Source organism: Rhizobium sp. SRI_017 (assembly GCF_057586295.1).
Genome location: NZ_JBYCZP010000013.1, coordinates 37,900 through 60,881, shown reverse-complemented (window position 1 = coordinate 60,881; position 22,982 = coordinate 37,900). Strand labels below are relative to the sequence as shown.

The window sequence follows — 22,982 nt, the reverse complement described above, 5'->3', positions numbered from 1 at the left end:
CGGGACCGGTCTTGGCAGCGCGGGTCCGCTCGAACCCTGCGGCCCGCTCTGCCCTTTCCCTCCAATCTCGTCACGCAACCTGGAGCGTCGCAGTTGGAATTCCTCCTTTTCCTTGGCCGGCGCGTGTTGTGGTCGATCCTGGTCCTTGTCGGCCTGTCGATCGTCATCTTCGCCATCGCCCGCGGCATGCCCGGCGATCCGGCGCGACTGGCGCTCGGCCCAAGGGCCACGCCGGAGCAGGTCGCCGACCTCAACAGCAAGCTCGGGCTCGACCGGCCGCTCCACGAACAATATGGCATGTTCGTCTCCGGCCTCGTCCAGGGCGATCTCGGCCGCTCCCTGCTGACGGAGCGCCCCGTCAACGACGATATCCGCGAGACATTCGCGGCAACCTTCGAATTGGTTCTCGCCACCATCACCATCGCCTTCGTGCTCGGCGTGCCGCTCGGTGTCGCTGCCGCGCGATGGAAGGACAGGTGGCCCGACAATGCGGTGCGCATCATCGCCATCATCTCTGCCGTCACGCCGAGCTTCTTCCTGGCGCTGCTCTTGCAGATCCTTGCCGGCTATGTCCTGCATATCCTGCCCACGACCGGCCGGCTGCCGCCCAACATGGCCTTCTCACCCGACATTACCGGCCTGCTGACCGTGGATGCGATCCTGCACTGGCGCTGGGACGTGTTCGGCGAGGCGCTGCGCTACCTGCTGCTGCCCTCGATCGCGCTTGCCGCCGCCACGATGGGCCAGATCGCGCGCATCACCCGCGCCTCGATGATCGACGTCTCGAGCCAGGACTATATCGAGGCGGCGCGCGCCTTCGGGGTGCCGGAGCGGCTCAGGGTGTTCAAATACATGCTGCGCCCGGCCTTCGTGCCGCCGCTGACGATCACGGGCCTCGAATTCGCGTCCCTGATCGGCAATGCCTTCGTCGTCGAGCTCGTCTTCTCCTGGCCCGGCATGGCGGCCTATGGCGTGCGCACCATCCTGCAGAAGGACCTCAATGCCGTGATGGGCGTGGTGATCGTCTCGGGCGTGTTCTTCGTCGTGGTCAACCTGCTGATCGACCTGCTCGTCGGCTTCGTCGACCCGCGCGTCCGCATCCGGGGACGTCGCTGATGGCCGAGTTTCAGACCATGTCGACCGAGCCGCTTTCGAATGAACCTGCCCGGCTCTCGAACGCCTATCAGAATTGGTATCGGTTCTCGCGCAATCCGACCGCCGTAATCGGCGCTGCTATCGTCGTCATCTGCGTCCTCGCCGCGATCTTCGCGCCTTACATAACGCCCCATCCGGATCATGTCGGCGCCGTCGTCAATTTCCGCGCCCGCCACCTGCCACCTTCGGCCGAATATTGGTTCGGCACCGACAATGTCGGCCGCGACATCTTCACCCGCGTGGTGTTCGGCATGCGCATCTCGTTGCTGCTGGCGCTGGTCGTGCTCGGCACTGCGGTGCCCTTCGGTACGGTGCTCGGCCTGCTCGCCGGCTATTTCGGCGGCTGGACCGAGACGATCATCATGCGCCTCACCGATATCGCGCTCGCCATCCCGCCGCTGGTGATGGCGCTTGCGGTCGCCGCCGTGCTGTCGCCCGACCTGATCAACTCGATGCTGGCAATCGCGGCACTGTGGTGGACCTGGCACACGCGGCTGATCTATTCGATCACGCGGCAGCTGCGCGGACAGGAATTCGTTGAGGCGGCGGAGACGCTGGGCGCATCGAAATTCCACATTCTGTTCCGCGAGATCCTGCCCAATTGCGTCTCGGCGCTGGCGGTCAAGACCTCGCTCGATTGCGGCTTCGTCATACTGGTCGGCGCCTCGCTTTCCTTCCTCGGCCTCGGAATCCAGCCGCCGACACCCGATCTCGGCACCATGGTGTCGCAGGGCGCCGCCTTCCTGCCCGACTTCTGGTGGGAATCGGTGCTGCCGGGCTTCGCCATCCTCTTCGTCGCACTCGGCTTCAACCTCTTGGGCGACGGCCTCCGCGACCTCTTCGACGTGCAGGAGGTCCGATGAGCGAGGCCCTGCTGTCCGTCCGCGATCTCTCTGTCGAATTCTCGACTTATGGCCGCACCAACAAGGTGCTGCACAATGTCTCGCTCGACGTGCCCGCCCATTCGCAGGTGGCACTGGTCGGCGAGAGCGGCTCGGGCAAGACCGTCACGATGAAGGCGATCATGGGCCTGCTGCGCGAGCCGCCGGCACGGATCACCTCCGGCCGCATCTTCTATGACGGCGCTGACCTGCTGACCATGCAGACATCCGAGCGGCTCAAGCTGCGCGGCACGGCGATGTCGATGGTGTTCCAGGACCCGATGAGCTCGCTCAACCCGGTCTTCACCATCGGCGACCAGATGGGCACGATCCTGAAATATGCCGACAAGCGCCTGGGTCGGGCGCGCGGCCGCCGCGAGCGGATGGCGCGTGTGCATGAAGTGCTCGAACAGGTCCGCATGCGCGACCCCGAGCGCGTCACCAATTCCTATCCGATCCAGCTCTCCGGCGGCATGCGTCAGCGCATCCTGATCGCCATGGCGCTCTTGAGCGAGCCCAAGTTGCTGATCGCCGACGAGCCGGGCACGGCCCTCGACGTCACCACGCAGGCGCAGATCCTGAAACTGCTCAAGGATCTCGTCGAGGCGCGGGGACTGGCGCTGCTGATGATCACCCACAATCTCGGCGTCGTGCGTGAGACCTCCCATCATGTCTACGTCATGAACAAGGGCGTGGTGGTGGAGGAAGGGCCGACGAGCCAGATTTTCGGTGCACCGAAGGACCAGTATACTCGCGATCTCATCGCCGCCGTGCCCCGCCTGACTGGCGGCATGCAGTTCGGAAATGCGGAGGCGAGACCATGAGCGCGCCGATGCTGGAGATCCGCAACCTCGCCAAATTCTTCCCGATCCGAAATGCCTTCGGCAAGCAGACCGGCGAGGTTCGCGCCGTCGACGATGTGAGCTTCGTGATCGAGCGCGGCGCCGTCTACGGCCTGGCCGGCGAGAGCGGCTCGGGCAAGTCGACGATCGCCCGGATGATCATGGGACTGGAGACACCGACCATTGGCGAAATCCGCATCGACGGTGAAAGCATGTCGGGTGCCGCCGGCTCGCGGGCGCATGGCCGCCGCGTACAGATGGTGTTCCAGAACCCGGGCTCGTCGCTCAATCCCCGGCGCACGGTCGGGCAGTCGATCGCCGTGCCACTCGATGCGCATGGCCACCCGTCGGCCAGCCGCCAGAGGCGGATTTCCGAACTGCTCGAAATGGTGCAGTTGCCGGCCAACTTTGCCGAGCGCTACCCGCACGAACTGTCGGGCGGCCAGAAACAGCGCGTGGCGATTGCCCGCGCGCTGGCCGTGGCGCCGAAACTCGTCGTGCTCGATGAGCCGACATCGGCGCTCGATGTGTCGGTCCAGGCCCGCGTCATCGACCTGCTGGTCGATCTCGGCCGCAAGCTCGACTTGACCTTCCTGTTCATCTCGCACGACCTCAGCCTGATGCGGAATTTCGCCGGCCAGGTGGGCGTGCTCTATCGCGGCAAGATCGTCGAGACCGGACCGACGTTCGAGGTCTTCGTCAATCCGCAACATGATTACACGCGTCTGCTCCTCGCCTCCGTTCCGGTCATTTCGGAAGAGGAAGAAGCGATGCGACCAAAAATTCCGCTGATCGACGGTGAGATTCCAACGGCCGAGAAACTCACGGAACTTCGAGAAGCGTCGAATGCCAAAAAGGCTTCAAGTGAGGAATATCAAGGATGATTAGAATTGGGATCGACGTCGGCGGCACCAATACCGACGCAGTCGTGATGGACGGCAACACCGTCGTTGCCGGCGTGAAGTCGGCCACCACGGCAGATGTGATGACCGGCGTGGTCAACGCCCTGAAGGACGTTCTCGCCGAATCGAAGATGGATGCGAGCGCGATCGATGTCGTGATGATCGGCACCACGCATTTCACCAATGCAGTCGTGCAGCGCCGCGATCTTGCACAGACCGCGGCCGTGCGCCTCGGCCTGCCGGCGACGGCCTCGTTGCCGCCGATGGTCGATTGGCCGGAGGACCTCAAGAAGGCGATCGGCAACCACACCTATCTCGCTCACGGCGGCAATGAGTTCGACGGGCGCGTGATCTCGCCGCTCAACGAAGAAGAGTTGCTCGGCATCGCCAAGGATATCCAGTCCAAGGGCATCAACACGATCGCCATCACCTCCGTCTTCTCACCGGTTTCGAGCGATTTCGAGAAGCAGGCCGGCGAGATTTTCGCTCGTGCGATCCCCGGCGCCCATATCACGCTGTCGAACGAGATCGGCCGTATCGGCCTGCTCGAGCGCGAGAATGCAGCGATCATGAATGCCTGCCTGCGCGATCTCTCGGCCCATGTCATTGCGGCTTTCCGCAAGGCAATCTCCGAGACCGGCATTCGCGGCCGTTTCTTCCTGACCCAGAATGACGGCACGCTGATGGATGCGGCCTTCGCCGAAAAGTTCCCGGTCCTGACCTTCGCCTCCGGCCCGACCAATTCAATGCGAGGCGCCGCCTTCCTGTCAGGCGTGCACGACGCCATCGTCGTCGATATCGGCGGCACGACCTCCGATGTCGGCTCGCTGCAGAAGGGCTTTCCGCGACAGGCGACTGTTGCTGTCGAAGTCGGTGGCGTGCGTACCAATTTCCGCATGCCCGACGTCTTCTCGATCGGCCTCGGCGGCGGCTCGCTCGTCGTCGATGGCGATGCCGGCATGAAGGTCGGCCCGACTTCGGTGGGTTACCGGATCAAGAGTGAAGCGCTGATCTTCGGCGGATCGACATTGACCACGACCGACGTGGCGGTGGCCGCCGGCGGCTTCGATCTCGGCGACAAGACAAAGGTGTCCCATCTCGGCCGGGACCTGATCGACCGGACGCAGGCGAAAATTCTCGCCATGCTGGAAGATTGCGTCGAGCGCTCACGCCTCTCGCCTGACCCGCTGCCCGTCATCGTCGTTGGTGGTGGATCGATCCTCGTGAGCGGCCCGATCGGCGGCCTCGAAGTCATCAAACCGAACCATTTCGGCGTCGCCAATGCCGTCGGGGCGGCCATCGCCCAGGTCTCCGGCGAGATCGACCGCGTCTATGCGCTGGCCGAGATCGGCCGCGACCAGGCGCTCGACGATGCCAAGTCGCGCGCCATCGACGCCGCCGTCGCCGCTGGCGCACTGCGCTCCAGCGTCGAGATCGTCGATGTCGAGGACGTGCCGCTTGCCTATCTTCCCGGCAATGCGACGCGCGTGCGCGTCAAGGCCGTTGGTGAACTGCATGTTGCCGGAGCCAAAAATGCCGCGTGATTTCAAGATATTGGAAGAAGCCGACCTGCAGCCGCTCGCGCTCGGCGCGGCGCTACTGGGCACGGGCGGCGGCGGCAATCCGTATATCGGCATGCTGCGCACCCGCGAACTGATCCGCAAGGGCGCTAGGATCGAGATCATGCCGCTCGAAGCATTGCCCGAGGATGCCTGGGTCGGCGAGGTTGGCGGCATCGGTGCGCCCGTCGTCGGCGTCGAGAAGGTCGAGGAAGGCGGCGAATGCCACCGCGCCATGATGGCGGTCGAGGAGACCGCGGGCGTCAAGATGTCGGCCGTCATCTCGGCCGAGATCGGCGGCGCCAATTCCATGGAGCCGATCATCGTTGCGGGGCTCGCCGGCCTGCCTGTCGTGGATGGTGACGGCATGGGCCGCGCCTTCCCCGAAGTGCAGATGACCACCTTCTTCATCTATGGCGCCAAGCCCGCGCCGGCGGCGATCGCCGACGACAAGGGCAATGTCGTGGTGTTCAAGGAGATGGTCGACATGTTCTGGCTGGAACGCTTCGCCCGCGATGTCTCTGTTGGAATGGGGGCAGGGGCCGGCTTCGCGGTGGCGCCGATGCGCGGCGATTTCATCCGCAAGACGGCAGTGCCGGGCACTGTCAGCCAGGCGATCAGCATCGGTAAGACCGTGCTGAATGCCCGCGCCAAACACCAGAACGTGGTCGAGCGGATCGTCGAGGAGACGGGCGCCAAGCTGTTCTTCACCGGCAAGATCACCGACATCGAGCGCAAGCTGGTTGGTGGATTCGCGCGGGGCAAGGCAAAAATATCAGGTGTCGGCGACTGGGCCGGCTCGGAAGCCGAGATCGCCATCCAGAACGAGAATCTCGTGCTCTGGGTCGATGGCGTGCCCGTGATCATGGTGCCCGACCTGATCATGAATCTCGAGCTAGAGACCGGCGAGCCGATCACGACGGAAATGCTGCGCTACGGTCAGCGGGTGGCGGTGATCGGCCTTCCCGTCCACGACCTGATGAAGACGCCGCGGGCGCTCGAAATCGTCGGCCCGGCCGCTTTCGGCTATCCCGACCTCACCTTCAAACCGCTCTGACGAGGATTATCATGCAGATCCTGCGCACAGTCTATGCCGAAGACCTCGAAGACATTGCCATCGGCGGCGCGATCCTCGGCACCGGCGGTGGCGGCGATCCCTATGTCGGCAAGCTGATGGCCCAGCAGGCGATCCGTAAGCATGGCCCGGTGAAGATCATCGATGTCGAGGAACTCCCCGACGACGCGCTGGTCGTGCCCGTCTGCATGATGGGCGCGCCGACCGTGATGACCGAGAAACTGCCACAGGGCGACGAGCTGATGACCGCCTTCCGACAGCTCGAGCAGCTGCTCGGCCGCAAGATCGACGCGGTGCTCTGCGGCGAGGCAGGCGGCGTGAACTCGACGACGCCGTTCGTGGTCGCGGCCGCCAGCGGTCTGCCGCTGGTCGATGGCGACGGCATGGGCCGCGCCTATCCCGAGCTGCAGATGGTGACATTCACCATGCATGGCGTCTCGGCGACGCCGATGGTGCTCTGCGACGACAAGGGTAATTCGATCGTGCTCGAAACGGTCTCCAATGCCTGGACCGAGCGGCTCGCCCGTGCTGCGACCGTGGAGATGGGTGGTTCGGCCCTGCTCGCCTTCTACCCCATGGATGGCAAGACGGCGAAGAAGGCGGTGGTGCGCGGCACGCTGAGCCTGTGCGCCAATCTCGGCCTCGCACTCCGCGAGGCGCGTGCGGCCCATGCCGAGCCGGTCGATGCCATTGTCGAGATGCTCGGCGCCAAGATCATCTTCCACGGCCGGGTCAAGGATATCGACCGCCGCACCATCGGCGGCTTTGCCCGCGGCAGCGCCTGGTTCGATGGGGTCGAGAACTGGAAGGGCCATTCGTTCAAGCTCGACTTCCAGAACGAGTTCCTGATGGCCGAGCGCGACGGCGAGATCCTGGTGACCACGCCCGAACTGATCACGCTGCTCGAAGCCGACAGCGGCAATCCGGTCACCGCGGACTCGCTGAAATACGGCCTCAGGCTCGTGGCGCTTGCCTTCCCCTGCAATCCGCAATGGCGCTCGCCAGAAGGCATCGCCCTCGTCGGTCCCCGCTATTTCGGCTATGACGTGGATTATCGGCCGTTCGATTTCACTTGAATAAGAGAGGCGCGGCAGAGTTTCCGCCGCGCCCTTATGTCTTACAGGCCCAGATGCGGGACCACTTCGAAATAGCCACGCCACATCATTTCGAGCGCGACATAGAGGATGACGGCGAGACCGACATAAGCGATCCAGCGGTGCTTCTGCAGCAGGTTGGCGATGAAGCTTGCGGCGATGCCCATGAGAGCGACCGACAGGATCAGGCCGAAGATCAGGATCTCAGGATGCTCGCGGGCCGCGCCGGCGACAGCCAGCACGTTATCGAGCGACATCGAAACGTCGGCGATGACGATCTGCCAGACCGCCTGACCAAAGCTCTTGCGTGGCGCGCTTCCGGCCACTGTCCCGTCCTTGTTGAGGTCCGCATCCTGCAAGGCCTCGTTGGCTTCGGCCTCCTGCGCATGCGGCGTCCGCAACTCGCGCCACATCTTCCAGCAGACCCAGAGCAGCAGCACGCCACCGGCAAGCAGCAGTCCGACGATCTGGAGAAGCTGTGTGGTTGCCGCCGCGAAACCAATGCGCAGCACCGTCGCCGCGATGATGCCGATCAGGATGACCTTGGAGCGCTGCGCCTTTGGCAAACCCGCAGCCGCAAGGCCGATGACAATTGCATTGTCACCCGCCAGGACCAGGTCGATCATGATAACCTGCAGGAGGGCGGACAAAGCCTCCTGCGTGAAGAATTCACCCATATGCACTCGCTCCCTTAAGCGAGGGCGCCGAGCTTTCTAAGGACCTGCCGGGGAAGCATGTGCCGAAGCACAGAGGCAACGCGACCGAGAAATGGCTTGAATCCAGTAGAACCAGGCACCCGTGTTGAACTTCCCAGTCCGACATCGCAGCTTTGGGAGCTGCCAGAGGGGCCCGGCCCTGGTGGGTGTCTCCTAGCCTGATCGCGGCCGGCGATCAAGGGCCGATCGAAAATTTGCCAACTCGCCATGACATTATCTCAATCCTTCAGGAGCTCCCTGGCGGTTCTCTCGTCGGTGATGAGGCCTTGGATTCTGTGGCTGTGCAGTACGGCGCGGATCGCATCGGTTTTCGCGGGGCCGCCTGCGATCGCGACGATCCTGTCCTTGCCCGTGTCGGAGAAGGAGGCGCTCAGCGTCCGCGCGGTCACCGATGTCTCGAGCATCCGGCCCTTCCGGTCGAAGAAATGGCCGAGCACTTCGCCCACGCCGCCGAGGCCCGCGATCTCGTCGATTTCCTCCGGCTGCAACATCCCGGTCTTCACGAGATGCGCCTGCGGGTCGACGGTGCCGATGCCCACCACCTTCAGCGAGGCACCGCGGGCGAGGTTGAAAACCTCGCTGACCCCGCGCTGGCTGAGAAGTACCTCGCGATCCTCCTCGGTATTGGCGAAGAAAGGAACGGGCATGACATAGGCCTGTGTCGCGGTCTTCTCGGCGAGGCGATGCATGACGTCATAGGGATTGGCGGCATAGTGCCGGGTCAGGCCGCCGAGCAGCGAGACGAATTTGATGCCGCTCGCATTCAGTCGTGGCAGGTGGTGCACGGCGGCCGAAAGCGTGCGGCCATGGCCCAGCCCGATGACGGGCGACTCGCCGAGCTCAATCTCGCGTTTCAGGAACGCCGCCCCGGCATGGCCGAGTGTCGTGAGCGCGAGAGGGTCGTCGTCGATATCGGGCGCAACCTCGCAATAGGTCAGGCCATAGCGGTTGGAGAGTTCAACCTCGAGATTGGCGCATTCGGCGATCACGCCGTCGATGCTGACCTTCACCACGCCCTCGGCCACCGCCTTGGTGATCAGGCGATGCGCCTTGACCGACGGAATGCCGAGCCGTTTGGCGACGGCGGATTGCGTGAAGCCGCCGACGTAATGCAGCCAGGCCGCCCTGATGGCGAGGGACTCTTCATTCTCGGTCATGTCAGCATCCTGCGGTCAACATTCTGTCCCCATCCTGGTTGGAACTTGCAAGGCGTCTTGTCCCTGAGTCAGCCGACCTTCAGATCGGCTGCACCGGTATCGATATGCGGCGCCCAGAAAGCGACGCTTTCGGCAATCTGCGCGATGACCTGCCGGTCGTTCGGCTCGCGCTCCTTGAAGGAGAGTTCGAGGCAGATCTCGTTGTCGATGGCGCCACCCTCTGCGAAGGCCTTAAGCAACGGCTCGGGATGGATGCGGCCGCGCGCATTGAACTCGGCGGTAAAGGGCCGGTGGCCGCCCTTGTCCATCAGGCTCTGCTTGATGTGGATGATCGGCGAAACCTTCGGCACGGCGCGCGCCCAGGCATAGGGGTCGAAGTCATCGGGATTGTCCGACGTCACGTCGCCGTGGTCGATATCGGCCATCATCCACATCGGCACGGAAAAGTTTACGGCCGTCAACCTCTCCTGCAGTTCCATGCAGGCGGCGATGGTTTCGCCGAATTCGCGGCCGATGCTCATCGGTTCCCAGAAGATGTAGGAGAGACCCGCGGCCTTGGCATGCTCGGCGACTTCGGCCCAGCAGTCGATCGCGATCTTGATCAGTTCCTCACGCCGCGCTGGGTCGTCGTAATCCTTGTAGGTGAAGATCGCAAACTGCGTGCCGACCGAGTGGCCGCCGAGATCGCCTGTGATGTCGGCGAAGGTCTTGAACCAGTCGATATAGTAGCGCCGGACATCAGGGTCGGGATGACCGAAATGGTTGAGGCGGCCGTAGGGGCCGGTCATGCCCGACGTGACACGGACGCCGGTGCGATTGAGCGCGGCCTTCAACTGGCGGGTCAAGCGGCGGATCGTCTGGGCCTGCCAACTCGGATTGATGAATTCATGGGTGAGTTGCAGGTCGCGAAGTCTCAGGTCTCGCGCGACCATGTCGATCAGATCATCGGGATCGGCGAAGCGGTTGACGAGCGGATTGGTGTTGAGAGACAGCGTGAGCGCCATGTCTTCCTCCGGGAAATTCGGTTGGCGGATCAGGCGGCTTGCTGGAAGGACTGCTGGAACCAGGCTTCGAATTCAGCCTTCTGCGCGTCCGTCATGCGCAGGCGTTCCTTGGTCCGGCGCCAGATCACATCCTCCGCCGTCTGCGCCCATTCCTTGCGGACTAGATAGTGAACCTCGGCCTCGTAGAGATAGCCGCCGAAATGGCGGCCGAGGCCGGCGAGTGATGTGGCATCGCCGATCACATCCTTGGTCCGCGCGCCATAGAGCCGGCCATAGTGGGTGGCGAGATCGCGTGGTATCCAGGGATAGGCTGACCGCAGCGTATCGAAGAAGGTGACGTAGTCGGCGTTTGGGATTTCGCCGCCGGGCAGGGTTGCATTGGCCGTCCAGTCGCCCTTCATCTGCGGAAAGAAGCCGGCAAGGCGCTGGATGGCGTGTTCCGAGAGCTTGCGGAAGGTGGTGATCTTGCCGCCGAAGACATTGAGCAGCGGCGCGCCTCCGGTCTCGTCGAGGTCGAAGACGTAGTCGCGAGTGACCGCCGAGGGGTTGCCCTTGCCGTCGTCGAAGAGGGGGCGGACGCCGGAGAAACTCTCGCTCACATCCGAGCGGCGCAGCTTTTCCTTGAAATAACGGTTCACGACCTTGATGAGGTAATCGATCTCGCTCTCGTCGGCGGCGACATTTTCCGGCGCGCCCTCATAGGGGATGTCGGTGGTGCCGATCAGCGCCATGTTGCCTTCATAGGGGTTGATGAAGATCACCCGCTTGTCGCTGTTCTGGACGAGATAGGCATTCTGCCCCGACCAGAATTTCGGAACGATGATATGGCTGCCCTTGACCAGCCGCACCGAGCGTCGGGAATTGGTGCCGGCGACTCTGCCGATGATGTCGTTGACCCAGGGGCCGCCGGCATTGACCACGGCCCGTGCCGAAACCTTGGTGATGACGCCGGTGCGCATATCGCGCATCTCGATGGCCCATTTGCCGTTCTCGCGGCGGATGCTGGAACAGGCGGTGCGTGTGAGGATCTTCGCGCCGCGCTCGGCGGCATCGACGGCGTTGAGCACGACGAGGCGGGCGTCATCGACCCAGCAATCGGAATATTCGAAGCCCTTGGGATAGTCGTCCAGAACTGCAGCGCCCTCGGGGTCGCGCCGCAGGTCGAGCGTGCGAGTGCCGGGCAGGCGCTTGCGGCCACCGAGATTGTCATAGAGAAACAGGCCGAGGCGGACGAGCCAGGCGGGGCGGTCGTTCGGGCTGTGCGGCAGGACGAAGCGCATCGGCCAGATGATATGGCTCGCTGAATTCAGGAGCACCTCACGCTCGATCAGAGCCTCGCGCACCAGCCGGAACTCGTAATATTCGAGATAGCGCAAGCCGCCATGGACAAGCTTGCCGGAGCGCGACGACGTACCCTGCGCAAGGTCATCCTTTTCGCACATGATGACGCTGAGGCCCCGGCCAGCCGCGTCGCGCGCGATGCCGGCGCCATTGATGCCGCCGCCGATCACGAACAGATCACAGGTCTGAGGTTCGGTCATCATCTGCTCCTTCAGGCGTCGAACCGGCTGGGAAGCCGGGCCGCCGCGTTGATCTCCTATCGTGCGGCCAGGATGTCCCATGCAGGGGCGATGCCCCTACGGATATCGGCATAGGCCGCGAAAAGCCGTTCCATGCGTTCAGTGTCGGCCTGTGCCGGCGGTTCGGCGGCGCCAAGCTCGGGCGTCACCCAGTCTTCGATGCAATCATCCATGGTGCGGTAGGCGCCGATTGCCACGGCCGCCATCATCGAAGCGCCAGCCGCGCCCGCTTCCTCGCGCGAGCTGACGCGCACGGCGCCGCCAACGGCCGCCCCCAGCGTGTTGCGCAGCGCTTTGGAGCGCGCAGCACCGCCGCTGACACGGAGTTCATTGGGCAAGTGGCCCATGGCCGCGTAGCAGTCACGCGTTGCCATGCCGAGGCCCTCGACGACGGCGCGGACGAGATCGGGGAAGCGGTGGCGACTGGAAAGGCCGCTGAAGTTGGCCCGCGCCCGCGCATTGACGAAGGGACCGCGCTCGCCGGCTTCCGAGATGTAGGGGTGGTAGACGATATTGCCTGGCTTGCTCGCAGCAAACCAACCGTCGACGCGGGCAATCATGTCGTTGAGGCCAACCTGCGCGCCGAATTCGCCGAGCAGGTCGGCGCCCATCTGCAGCAGCCAGTCGAGATTGATCGTCGCGCCCATATTGGTCTGGACCTGGGTGACGACGCCGGGGATGGGGAGAGCGATGACATAGCCCGTTCGCTCGCTGTTGAGCATTACCTCGCTGACCGGCTTGGCGAGAAGGTGGACGCCAGTCGAACCGATGGCGGAGACCGCCGCGTTGCGGCCCTCGCTGCGGACGCCGGCGCCGAGCGCCGACATCACCATGTCGACATAGCCGAGGCAGACAGGGGTGCCAGCGCGCAAGCCCGAGGCCCGTGCGGCGTCGGATGTCAGTGGATGGGTCGTCTCGGTGCCCTCGATGACCGGGGGCAGCAGCGAGCGGCGATGCGCGAGCCCGAGTGCGTCGAGCACGGTGTCGTCATACTGGCGGGTGCGGAAATTGCCGAAGGTGAAGCTGACTTCCGAGGGATCGGTCGCTCGAATGCCGGTCAGGTTCAGATAGAGCCAGTCCTTGCAATGCATGGCCGTTTCTGCGCCGTCGAGCATTTCGCTATTGTGCTTGTCCATATGGGCGAGCTGCGAGCCCTGCTGGCAGGTGTTGAGGCCGGTGCCGGTCGCCTCGAAACGCCGCCGATCTGCGCCGGTCGCGGAAAGGTGCTCGACAGTCGGCGCCGCACGCGCGTCGAGCCAGAGCCAGGCATCGGTCACCGGTTTGTTGTCTCGGCCGACGAGCCATGTGCCGTCGCCCTGAGCTGTGACAGAGATCGCGGCGGTGCGTCCGGGCAGGTTTTGGACCTTTTCACCGAGTTCGCGTAGCGCGCGGGCGCAGTCGAGCCAGGTCTGTTCGAGCGATTGGGTCACGGCGCCGTCATCGCCTGTATGATAGGAATTGCGCACGGAAGAGCTGGCGATCTGGCGGCCGGACAAAGTGAAAGCGACGGCCTTCATGACCGACGTTCCGGCATCGATGCCGACGATCAGATCCGCGCTGTCAGCCATCCAGTTCCTCCACCTGCTCACGCAACTCGGTTCATCGAGATGGGCGCAGCTTACTCCTCCACAGGCTTGATCGCGATGGACCCCTCCGGTCCTCGCCACCTCTGACGGCGGCAATCTCACAACCCAGCGGAGTTGCGATCAGCAATATATCATAGAGATACCATATGTCTCGCAAAATTTTTCTGTGCCTGAATTTTTTTTCAAATCATATCTTAGTGGACGGCGCGGGCATCTTTCGTTTCGCGAGAGATTGAAGGAGGGGCTGGCTCTGCAGGCGCCGTGAAAGCTCGCCCAAGGGTCGGCGTTGACAAATTCGGATATTAAAGTAACATAAACAATTAGATAATGAACTAATGCGGGCTCGATCAGGACTTTTTCGCAAGCGCAAAAATACTTCGCTCACTCCTTAGCAGTCGCAAAATCTCTACCAGGCTGTGCCCGATCTTGGTCAGGATTGGTGACCTTTCGGCTCTGCATGTCACGACAGGCTGACCAATTACCCAGTTGACAGTTGGTGTTAAATTAACATACATATCGCACTAGTTATCGCGTAGATCGCTGAAATAGCGGTTCCGTGATGTTGTGGGTCGCGAGAGGAGATCGCGTCTGCATTGCGAGGGAGGAGGCCATGAGGACATCAGCCATTTGCCGGGTCGCCCCAGCTGCCACCTCGTTCCGTCCTATCGCGGGTCTGTTGGTCGTGGAGGTTCGCCACCATGGCTGACACCGTCACCGCCGCTTCCTCTCGTCCGAAAAGCTACCGCTGGGTCGGCATTGCCGCCGTCGTCGTGCTGGTCGCCGCGATGGCGCTCGACACCACCGTCGTCCGGATCGGATCCGAGCATGACGTGCGCGAGAAGAAATTCTCGCCGGAGACTTTCGGCGCCGAGCAGTTCCCGATCATAAAGCAGAGCATCGAGACCCGCGCCGTCGACGCCATCGAAATCGCCACCGCGATTGCCGCCGACAAGAAGGCTGCGGGCGAGAAATACGGCGTCAAGACGACGACCGGCCCCGTCATTCCGGTGACGCTGACCGGCGTCGTCGGCGAGCGCAAGTCCAACTACAATGTCGTGGCTGTCGAAGGCTTGCCGCCCGAGGTCACCGTGCGTGTGCAGACCGGCCCGGCGCTGAACGGCACCGATCTCCGTGACGCCACCGGCCAGATCGAATTCGGCCAGTTTACCAACCAGATCGAGTATCAGGATGCCGGTTCGGCGATCAACAACGAGGTCAAGAAGCAGGTTCTCGCAGGCATCGATCCGACGACGCTTACTGGAAAGACTGTATCCGTGGTCGGTGTCTTCAAGCTGGTGAATCCCAAGAACTGGATCGTCACGCCGGTGAGGCTCGACGTCAAATGAACGAGATCGTCGAACCCGGCCGCAAGGGCGAAACGGTGCTCGCTGCCCGCAACGTGGCAAAGTCCTATGGCAGCATTCATGCCCTCAAGGGTGTGAATTTCGACATCCACCGCGGTCAGGTCACGACCCTTTTCGGGGAGAACGGCGCCGGCAAGTCGACGCTGATGAAGATCCTCTCCGGTGTCGTGCAGCCGACCTCGGGCGAGATCATCCTCGATGGAGAGCCTGTCATCTTCGCGTCATCCTCCCAAGCACGCGATCATGGCATCTCCATCATCCACCAGGAGCTCAGTCTCGCGCCCAACATGAATGTTCGCGACAATATATTCATGGGCCGCGAGATCATGACGGCGACAGGCGTCGACTTCGCAGAGGAAGAGCGTCAGACGCGCGCTCTGCTCGCGGAACTGGAAGAGGATATCGATCCGCTGACACTCGTCGAGGATCTCCGTCTCGGCCAGCAGCAGATCGTCGAGATCGCCCGGGCGCTTTCAGTCAATTCGCGCATCCTGATCATGGATGAGCCGACCTCGGCGCTCTCGGCGACGGAGGTCGAAGTCCTGTTCAAAGTCATCCGTGACCTGAAGGACCGGGGCGTTTCCATCGTCTATATCTCGCATCATCTCGAGGAAGCGCTGCAGATCACCAATCATGCGGTGGTGCTGCGCGACGGCGCGATGACCGCCTCTGCCGAGCGCCAGGATATCGACCTCGAATGGATCGTCCGCAACATGGTGGGCGACAATTTCGATCTCGGCTCGCCACCCGATGGCTATGAAAAGGGCGGCGTCGCGCTCTCGATCGAGGGCATCACGGTGCCCGATCCCTCGGGCGCAGCCTATTCCGTCGTCGACAATCTTTCGCTTTCTGTTCGGTCGGGTGAGATCGTCTGCATCTATGGCCTGATGGGTGCGGGTCGCACCGAGCTCCTCGAATGCGTCGCCGGTCGCCTGCGCCCGTCGAAGGGCAGGGTGGTGCTCAAGGGCCGGGACGTGACCGGCCGATCGATCGCCCAATGCATCGACGACGGCCTGGTCCTCGTGCCCGAGGATCGGCAGCGGGATGGATTGGTCCAGACCATGACCGTCGGGCGCAACCTGTCGCTCGCCAGCATCGGCAGCTTCACGAAGCGGATTTTCACGTCCGGTTCCCGTGAGAATACGCTGATCGGGGATGCGATCCGCAAAGTCCATATCAAGACCGACGGTGGCAACGCGCCGATAGGTTCGCTCTCGGGCGGCAACCAGCAGAAGGTGGTCATCGGCAAGATGCTGGCAACCGACCCCGAAGTGATGCTGCTCGACGAGCCCAGCCGCGGCATCGACATCGGTGCCAAGGCGGAAGTGTTCAAGCTCCTGGCGGAGCGCGCCCGGCAGGGACTGGCGGTCATCTACACGACATCGGAAGTCGGCGAATGCCTGAGCATTGCGCACCGCATCGTGGTCATGCGGCGCGGCAAGATCTCGGCCGAGTTCGGACCTGACGTCACCAAGGAACAGATAATGGCGGCTTCGGGCGAAGCGCTGGTTGCGCATTAGCCCGGATGGAGGAGCGCTAGTATGGCAGTGACAACAACAATCGACAGCAAGCCGGCCGTGGCCGGCGGCAAGCGCAGGAAGAGCGTCATCGAACTGCTGTTCGAGGGCCGAGCCTTCTTCGCTCTCATCGTCATTGTCGTCGTTTTCTCCCTGATGTCGCCGAACTACTTCACGGTCAGCAATTTCCTGATCATGGCCTCACATGTGGCCATCTATGGCCTTCTGGCGATCGGCATGCTGCTGGTCATCCTCAATGGAGGCATTGATCTCTCGGTCGGCTCGATTCTGGCGCTCGCCGGTTGCGTGGCCGGGTTCATGATGAAGGGCGTGACGCTCGATTACTTCGGCATAATCCTCTATCCGCCGGTCTGGACGGTCGCGATACTGACCTGCGTCCTGGGCGGCGTAGTCGGTGCCGTCAACGGCGTGCTCATTGCCTATCTCCGCGTGCCGGCCTTCGTGGCGACGCTTGGCGTCCTCTATGTCGCCCGCGGGATCGCTCTCCTGATGACCAATGGCCTGACCTACAACAATCTCGGCGGCCGCCCCGAACTTGGCAATACCGGCTTCGACTGGCTCGGCTTCAACCGCCTCGCCGGCGTGCCGATCGGCGTCATCATGCTGGCCGTCTTCGCTGTTGTCGCGCATATACTGCTGGCGCGCACCGCCTTCGGCCGCTGGCTCTATTCGTCCGGTGGCAATGAACGTGCTGCGGAACTCTCGGGCGTTCCGGTCAAGCGTGTGAAGATCACGGTTTATGTTCTCTCCGGAATCTGCGCGGCAGTCGCCGGCCTGGTCCTGTCCTCCCAGTTGACCTCGGCCGGCCCCACCGCAGGCACCACCTATGAACTGACGGCGATTGCCGCCGTCGTCATCGGTGGTGCCGCTCTTACTGGTGGCCGCGGCACGGTGGTGGGCACCATGCTCGGCGCCTTCGTGATCGGCTTTCTCTCCGACGGTCTCGTGATCATCGGCGTGTCGGCCTACTGGCAGACGGTCTTCACCGGCGCGGTGATCGTGATGGCGGTCCTGCTCAACAGCTTCAAATACGGCCGCCGCTAGAGATAGCGCGACCGAAGGCATCGAACTTTACTGCGATCGGGTGAGGCGGAGCTACGATTGGCTCGGTCGCGGAAAGCATGGCCGTGAGAACGGCAAAACTCAGCTCAACGAAAGGGAGTGAGACTATGTTTAAAAGAGGAATGCGCGTACTTCTCGCCGCCGCAGCCGTCGCACCGCTGCTCATCAGCAGTGCATGGGCCGATGGCCTGATGACGATCATCGTCAACGATCCGGCCAACCCCTACTGGTTCACCGAAGGCGAAGTCGCCAAGGCAACCGCCGAGAAGCTCGGCTACACCGCGACAGTGGCTGCCCACAAGGGCGACACCAATGTCGAGAGTAACCTGATCGACACCGCAATCACCAACAAGGCCGTTGCGATCATCCTCGACCCCGCCAATGCCGACGGTTCGATCGGCGCGGTCAAGAAGGCAGTTGCCGCCGGCATTCCGGTGTTCCTGGTGAACGCTGAAATCAACCAGGAAGGTCTCGCCAAGGCGCAGCTCGTTTCCAACAACGCCCAGGGCGCCGCACTCGGTGCGCAGCAATGGGTCGAGGCTGTTGGCGACAAGGGCAAGTATGTCGAACTTTTCGGCAACCCGGCCGACAACAACGCGGCGACCCGCTCCAACGGCTACGAGACGGTGCTGACCCAGTATCCCGACCTCGTGAAGGCCGCCAAGGAAGTCGCTGATTGGGACCGCACCAAGGGTCACGACAAGATGCAGTCCATGCTGCAGGCCAATCCCGACATCATCGCCGTGATCTCGGGCAATGACGAAATGGCGCTCGGTGCGATCGCTGCCCTCAAGGAAGCCGGCAAGCTCGCCCAGGTGAAGGTGGGTGGTTTCGACGGTTCGCCGGATGCGGTCGCCGCCATCAAGGCCGGGGAGATGCAGTATACCGTCCTCCAACCGGTCGCCGTGTTCTCCGAGGAAGCCGTCAAGCAGGCCGACAGCGTGATCAAGACCGGCAAGACCGGTGCTGACAGTGAGAAGCAGCTCTTCGATTGCCTCCTGATCACCAAGGACAATGTCGACAAGTACACCGCTCCCTTCGTCCTGAGCGAATAAGCCATAAGCGGGGCGCCGTCATCCGGCGCCCCGCCCCTTTGCCACACTGCCCGATCCGCGATACGAGACTGAAAACACTCGATTTCAAGGCAGGGATCACGACGGTGAACAAGAAAGTCGATGTCAAGGAACTGCTTTCCGAAGAGCTGCCCAGCGACTCCAGGCACGCCCGCCAGATGGTCAGGCGCCAGCTGATCGCGGAAACGGTGATCGCGGAAGGCTCCATCCGGATCGAGGATCTGACCGAACGCTTCGGCATCAGCCTGATGACGGCGCATCGCGACGTCGATGAACTGGTCAGCCGAGGGCTGTTCCGCAAGACGCGTGGCATCGTCTCGGCGGCGCCGACCAGCCTGATCGAGTCGAGCGACGTCTATCGCGTGACGCGGCAGGCTGCAGAGAAGAAGGCGATCGCCAGGGCGGCCATGAGTTTCGTGGAGCCCGGTCAGGCGATCTTCCTCGATGACGCGACCACGGTTCACCAGATGGCGGGCATGCTGCCAGGCAAGGTGCCGCTCACCATCATCACCAATTCGCTGGTGATGATCAACGATCTGAAGGACGTGATCGACCTCAATCTCATCTGCCTCGGCGGGCAGTTCCACAATTGGTGCAATGCTTTCATGGGGCATATCACCACGGCCGAGATCAGGGCCTTGCGCGCCGACACTGTCTTCATGTCGCTCTCGGCCATCGTCGACGATGCGGTCTACCACCAGTCACCCGACACGATCGAGGTCAAGCGGGCGATGTTCGAAAGCGCCTCCAGGCGGATCCTGCTTTCGGACCACACCAAATTCGAGCGCCGCGCACTGCATCGCTTCGTGGGGCTCGAGGAATTCGACGTCGTCATCGTCGACGAGGATACGCCCATCGCGCATCTCTCGCGGCTGCGGTCGAAGGGCATCAACGTCGTCGTGGCGGAAGCGGCAAAGGCCAACTAGAGGCAGCGCATTCCTGGCGTTCCTCCGAAGGCCCGTCGCCCGATAGGACAAGGAGAAACGCATGCCCTCGCTGTTAGGAATCGATAGCGGCTTGACAGTGACCAAGGCGGTCGTCTTCGACGCCGATGGCACGGTTCTCTCCGTCGCCCGGCGCCGCGTGCCGCAGCTTATCCCCGAGCCACGTCATGTCGAGCGCGACATGGATGGTCTTTGGGTCGCGACAGCCGATGCGATCAAGGAAGCCGTCAGCAAATCCGGCCGGCCCGCCAACGATATCGTCGGGATCGCCGCGACGGCGCATGGCGACGGCATCTATCTTGTCGACCGTGCCCTCAATCCGCTCGGCCCAGCGATCACGTCGCTCGATACAAGGGCGTTTGGAGTTGCCGCAGACTGGAACGAAGGCGATATCGGCGATCGCTCGCTCGAAATGACAGGCCAGAAGCCACATGCGTCCGCCCCCTCGGCGGTGCTGCGCTGGATCCGCGATCTCCAGCCGGAACGCTATGCCCGCATCGGGCACATATTGGCAGCCAAGGACTGGCTGTGCTTCTGCCTCTGCGGCACTGTTGGCACGGATCGAACCGAGGCCAGCACATCCTTCACCAATGTCCAGACCCAGGACTATGACGAGGAGGCGCTCGGACTTTTCGGTTTGGAGGCACTCACGGCATGCCTGCCGCCGATGGCCGCCTCGACCGAGATTGTCGGAAAAGTGACGCGGCTGGCGGAACTTGAAACCGGCCTCGCCGAAGGCACGCCCGTCATGGCGGGCCTGCATGATGTCACCGCCTCCGCGCTTGGCATGGGCGGCTATCGCGAAGGCGTCGTCGCCGTCATCGCCGGGACCTATTCCATCAACGAGACCGTCTCCCGCGCGCCCAAGATAGACGCGCGCTGGTTCTGCCGAAACGGCATCCTGCCCGGCGAGTGGAACAGCATGTCGATCTCGCCGGCATCGACGGCGAACTACGACTGGTTCCTGGAAAAATTCTTCGCGCTTGAAGCCGGTGAAGCGGAAAAGGCGGGCCAGAGCATCCACGACCTCGTCGCCCGCGAATTCGATGCCGCGAGTGCCCGGCGGTCAAGCGCGGTGTTCCACCCCTATCTCTTCGGCTCCCCCTTTGGCGGGGCGACGAGTGCGAGCATCTTCGGGCTCAATGCCTGGCATGACCGCGGCGATGTCATCCGCGCGGTCTTCGAAGGCATCGCCTTCAATCATCGCATTCATGTCGATGCACTGAGGGACGGCTTTGCGCCGAAGATGGCGCGGTTGACCGGAGGCATATCGCGCAACCCCGCGATGGCCCGTCTCTTTGCTGATATTCTCGGGCTGCCGGTCACAGCCACGGCCACGGAAGAAGCTGCTGCCTGGGGTGCTGCGCTTTGTGCCGGCGCCGGCGCCGGCCTCTTCGCATCCCCAACCGATGATCCCCGCGATCTGGAAAGCATCGAAACGATCTGTCAGCCGGATCCCGGCCGGAGGCAGATCCTCGACCAGAAGTATCAAGTGTTCTTGGACCTTGCCGAAGCCATCAGGCCAATCTGGCCGCGGCTTCAGGATCTGGGTTCGGCCGGACAATGACAGGACAAGTGAAATGAGCATCGAGAACACAGGCGCTGTCGGCGCCGGTGGCCCGGAAAAATTTGACGTCGTCATCCTCGGCGCGGGCATCAATGGCGCCGGCCTGTTCCGTGATCTCTGCCTGCAGGGCCTGAAATGCCTCATCGTCGACAAGGCCGATTTCGGCTCCGGCACCAGCGCTGCACCCTCGCGCCTCATCCATGGCGGCGTCAAATATCTCGAGACGGGTGAACTCCGCCTTGTCGCTGAGTCGACGCTGGAGCGAAACCTGCTCCTCCGCAACGCGCCGCATTGCGTCGAGCCGCTCCCCACCTTCATCCCCTCCTTCTCGCTAATGAAGGGGGCCTGGGCTGCACTGCGCACGCTGTTCGGCTCAACCACAGCGCCAAGAAGCCGCGGTGCACTGCTGATCAAGATCGGGCTCACGATGTATGATCTCTATGGCGCCCGGCATCGGGTGATGCCGAAACACCGCTTCCTGTTCCGCAAGTCGGCGCTCGCCGAGATGCCCGAGGTCACGCCGCGGATCGTCGCCGGCGGTATCTATTACGACGCCAAGATCAGCCGGCCCGAGCGCCTCGTTTGGGAACTGGTCAAGGATGGCCTTGATGCTGCGCCGGACTCCCGAGCCATAAACGCCACTGCACTGGTCGGCCGGGACGGGAGCACCCTTCGGTTCCGCGATGCGGAGGGCGAGAGACAGCACTTCACGGCCGAGTTGGTCGTGAACGCGGCCGGCCCCTGGATCGACCAGGTCAATGCCGGGCTTGGGATAAATCACAAGCTGATCGGTGGCACCAAGGGCTCGCATATCCTGCTGCGACATCCGGAGCTGGTCGAAAGCCTCAAGGGCCGGATGATCTATTTCGAGGCCGATGATGGCCGCATCTGCCTGGTCTACGAATATCTCGGGCTCGCGCTGGTCGGGTCGACCGATACCAAGGCCGATGACCCCGATACGGTGCGATGCGACGAGGACGAGATCGACTATTTCCTGGCCAGCCTCCGTTCGCTCCTGCCGCGCCTCCGCTTCGATCGTGACCAGATCGTCTATGCCTATAGCGGCATCCGCCCGCTGCCGGCCTCGGATGCCAGCCAGCCGGGGCTGATCAGCCGCGATCACTCCTCGCCAGTCTCGGAGCCGTCGGGCGACCGGCCCTTCGCCGTCATCTCGCTGGTGGGCGGCAAGTGGACGACGTTCCGCGGCTTCGCGGAGGAGGTCACGAATGCGATTCTGGTTCGGCTCGGCGGCAAGCGCAGAACCGACACCAAGCTGCTGGCAATCGGCGGCGGCCGGCACTTCCCGACAGATGCGGCGGCCCGCAAGCAGTGGATCGACAAGCGTATCATTCGCGCTGGGCTCACCGCAGCGCGTGTCGAGACGCTTCTCGGCCGCTATGGCACCACTGCGGATGCCGTGCTCGCGCACATCGCTCAGGCCGGCGGCGAGACGATGCTCGCCCACGTCGATGACTATAGCGACGCTGAGATCGAGTGGATCGCCAGCAATGAAATGATCAAACATCTCGCCGACATCGTCATGCGCCGGACGACACTGGCAATCGAGGGCAGGCTGAGCACCGCTTCGCTCGAAGAAGTTTCGGCAGTTGCAGCGAAGGCGCTGAATTGGGACGAGGCGAGACGGAGAGAAGAAGTGAGCGCCGTCACCGGACAACTCCAGAATTTCAATCGGGCACGGTTTTAGGGACGCCAGCCGCTCGTCAACCCCAAGCCCAGCAAATGGGTCAGATCGGTGATGTCAACAGAGACGGATCGACACATGCCGGCGCCATTTTGATTTGCTCACGCTCATCCAGCACCTATAATCGAGTTCGTAGTTTGCAGCAGATACCGAAGAACGCGCTCAACGGTAGGAGGCTCAC

The 22,982-nt window shown here is 63.0% G+C and carries 19 protein-coding genes; 14 read left to right on the top strand and 5 right to left on the bottom strand.

The features are described 5' to 3' along the window. The first annotated feature begins 93 nt into the window (after positions 1-93). The 7 genes from AC2YI2_RS24515 to AC2YI2_RS24485 are packed head-to-tail and all read left to right on the top strand — an operon-like array spanning position 94 to position 7,490. Positions 94-1,116, top strand: coding sequence for an ABC transporter permease (locus AC2YI2_RS24515; RefSeq protein ID WP_487389135.1), 1,023 nt, complete (start codon positions 94-96; stop codon positions 1,114-1,116). Then, complete coding sequence (locus tag AC2YI2_RS24510) at positions 1,116-2,018, top strand: ABC transporter permease (RefSeq protein WP_487389134.1); 903 nt, start codon at positions 1,116-1,118, stop codon at positions 2,016-2,018. Before AC2YI2_RS24515 ends, AC2YI2_RS24510 begins: the two co-directional genes overlap by 1 nt. Beyond that, positions 2,015-2,860, top strand: a complete 846-nt coding sequence (locus tag AC2YI2_RS24505) for an ABC transporter ATP-binding protein (protein ID WP_487389133.1) — start codon at positions 2,015-2,017, stop codon at positions 2,858-2,860. The genes AC2YI2_RS24510 and AC2YI2_RS24505 overlap by 4 nt, the downstream gene beginning before the upstream one ends. Further along, positions 2,857-3,762 (top strand): ATP-binding cassette domain-containing protein, encoded by a 906-nt coding sequence (locus AC2YI2_RS24500; protein WP_487389132.1) that lies wholly within the window; start codon positions 2,857-2,859, stop codon positions 3,760-3,762. The genes AC2YI2_RS24505 and AC2YI2_RS24500 overlap by 4 nt, the downstream gene beginning before the upstream one ends. Then, the gene (locus AC2YI2_RS24495; protein WP_487389131.1) at positions 3,759-5,324 is read left to right on the top strand and encodes a hydantoinase/oxoprolinase N-terminal domain-containing protein; all 1,566 of its coding nucleotides are present in this window, start codon (positions 3,759-3,761) and stop codon (positions 5,322-5,324) included. The genes AC2YI2_RS24500 and AC2YI2_RS24495 overlap by 4 nt, the downstream gene beginning before the upstream one ends. After that, on the top strand, positions 5,314-6,396 hold the full coding sequence (locus AC2YI2_RS24490; protein ID WP_487389130.1) for an S-methyl thiohydantoin desulfurase family protein: 1,083 nt from the start codon (positions 5,314-5,316) through the stop codon (positions 6,394-6,396). Before AC2YI2_RS24495 ends, AC2YI2_RS24490 begins: the two co-directional genes overlap by 11 nt. An 11-nt stretch (positions 6,397-6,407) precedes the next feature. After that, entirely contained in the window at positions 6,408-7,490 is a 1,083-nt protein-coding gene (locus AC2YI2_RS24485) for an S-methyl thiohydantoin desulfurase family protein (protein WP_487389129.1), read from the top strand. A gap of 41 nt (positions 7,491-7,531) precedes the next feature. On the opposite strand, the gene AC2YI2_RS24480 is transcribed toward AC2YI2_RS24485, so the two are convergent. The 5 genes from AC2YI2_RS24480 to AC2YI2_RS24460 all read right to left on the bottom strand — a co-directional run bounded on the left by AC2YI2_RS24480 (position 7,532) and on the right by AC2YI2_RS24460 (position 13,533). Next, complete coding sequence (locus AC2YI2_RS24480; protein ID WP_487389128.1) at positions 7,532-8,185, bottom strand: TerC family protein; 654 nt, start codon at positions 8,183-8,185, stop codon at positions 7,532-7,534. A 257-nt stretch (positions 8,186-8,442) separates the two neighbouring features. Beyond that, entirely contained in the window at positions 8,443-9,381 is a 939-nt protein-coding gene (locus AC2YI2_RS24475; RefSeq protein ID WP_487389127.1) for a sugar-binding transcriptional regulator, read from the bottom strand. A 68-nt stretch (positions 9,382-9,449) separates the two neighbouring features. Continuing rightward, entirely contained in the window at positions 9,450-10,385 is a 936-nt protein-coding gene (locus AC2YI2_RS24470; protein WP_487389126.1) for a sugar phosphate isomerase/epimerase family protein, read from the bottom strand. Between the two features lie 29 nt (positions 10,386-10,414). Further along, positions 10,415-11,926: a glycerol-3-phosphate dehydrogenase gene (locus AC2YI2_RS24465; protein ID WP_487389125.1), complete on the bottom strand. Its 1,512-nt coding sequence runs from the start codon at positions 11,924-11,926 to the stop codon at positions 10,415-10,417. Positions 11,927-11,982: 56 nt separating this feature from the next. Beyond that, positions 11,983-13,533 carry an FGGY family carbohydrate kinase gene (locus tag AC2YI2_RS24460; RefSeq protein WP_487389124.1) on the bottom strand — a complete coding sequence of 517 codons (1,551 nt, stop codon included), beginning with the start codon at positions 13,531-13,533 and terminating at the stop codon, positions 11,983-11,985. Between the two features lie 716 nt (positions 13,534-14,249). Between AC2YI2_RS24460 and AC2YI2_RS24455 the strand changes: the two genes are divergently transcribed. From AC2YI2_RS24455 to AC2YI2_RS24425, 7 genes are all read left to right on the top strand, one after another. Next, entirely contained in the window at positions 14,250-14,897 is a 648-nt protein-coding gene (locus tag AC2YI2_RS24455; RefSeq protein ID WP_487389123.1) for a DUF2291 domain-containing protein, read from the top strand. Continuing rightward, positions 14,894-16,435 (top strand): sugar ABC transporter ATP-binding protein, encoded by a 1,542-nt coding sequence (locus AC2YI2_RS24450; protein WP_487389122.1) that lies wholly within the window; start codon positions 14,894-14,896, stop codon positions 16,433-16,435. The genes AC2YI2_RS24455 and AC2YI2_RS24450 overlap by 4 nt, the downstream gene beginning before the upstream one ends. Before the next feature lie 21 nt (positions 16,436-16,456). After that, positions 16,457-17,497, top strand: a complete 1,041-nt coding sequence (locus tag AC2YI2_RS24445; RefSeq protein WP_487389121.1) for an ABC transporter permease — start codon at positions 16,457-16,459, stop codon at positions 17,495-17,497. Positions 17,498-17,622: 125 nt separating this feature from the next. Then, positions 17,623-18,570, top strand: coding sequence for a substrate-binding domain-containing protein (locus tag AC2YI2_RS24440; RefSeq protein WP_487389120.1), 948 nt, complete (start codon positions 17,623-17,625; stop codon positions 18,568-18,570). Positions 18,571-18,665: 95 nt separating this feature from the next. Continuing rightward, a complete protein-coding gene (locus AC2YI2_RS24435) occupies positions 18,666-19,514 on the top strand; it encodes a DeoR/GlpR family DNA-binding transcription regulator (RefSeq protein WP_487389239.1) in 849 nt (282 codons plus the stop codon). Positions 19,515-19,575: 61 nt separating this feature from the next. Further along, positions 19,576-21,099 (top strand): FGGY-family carbohydrate kinase, encoded by a 1,524-nt coding sequence (locus AC2YI2_RS24430; protein ID WP_487389119.1) that lies wholly within the window; start codon positions 19,576-19,578, stop codon positions 21,097-21,099. Between the two features lie 13 nt (positions 21,100-21,112). Beyond that, on the top strand, positions 21,113-22,804 hold the full coding sequence (locus AC2YI2_RS24425; RefSeq protein WP_487389118.1) for a glycerol-3-phosphate dehydrogenase/oxidase: 1,692 nt from the start codon (positions 21,113-21,115) through the stop codon (positions 22,802-22,804). Positions 22,805-22,982: the final 178 nt, after the last annotated feature.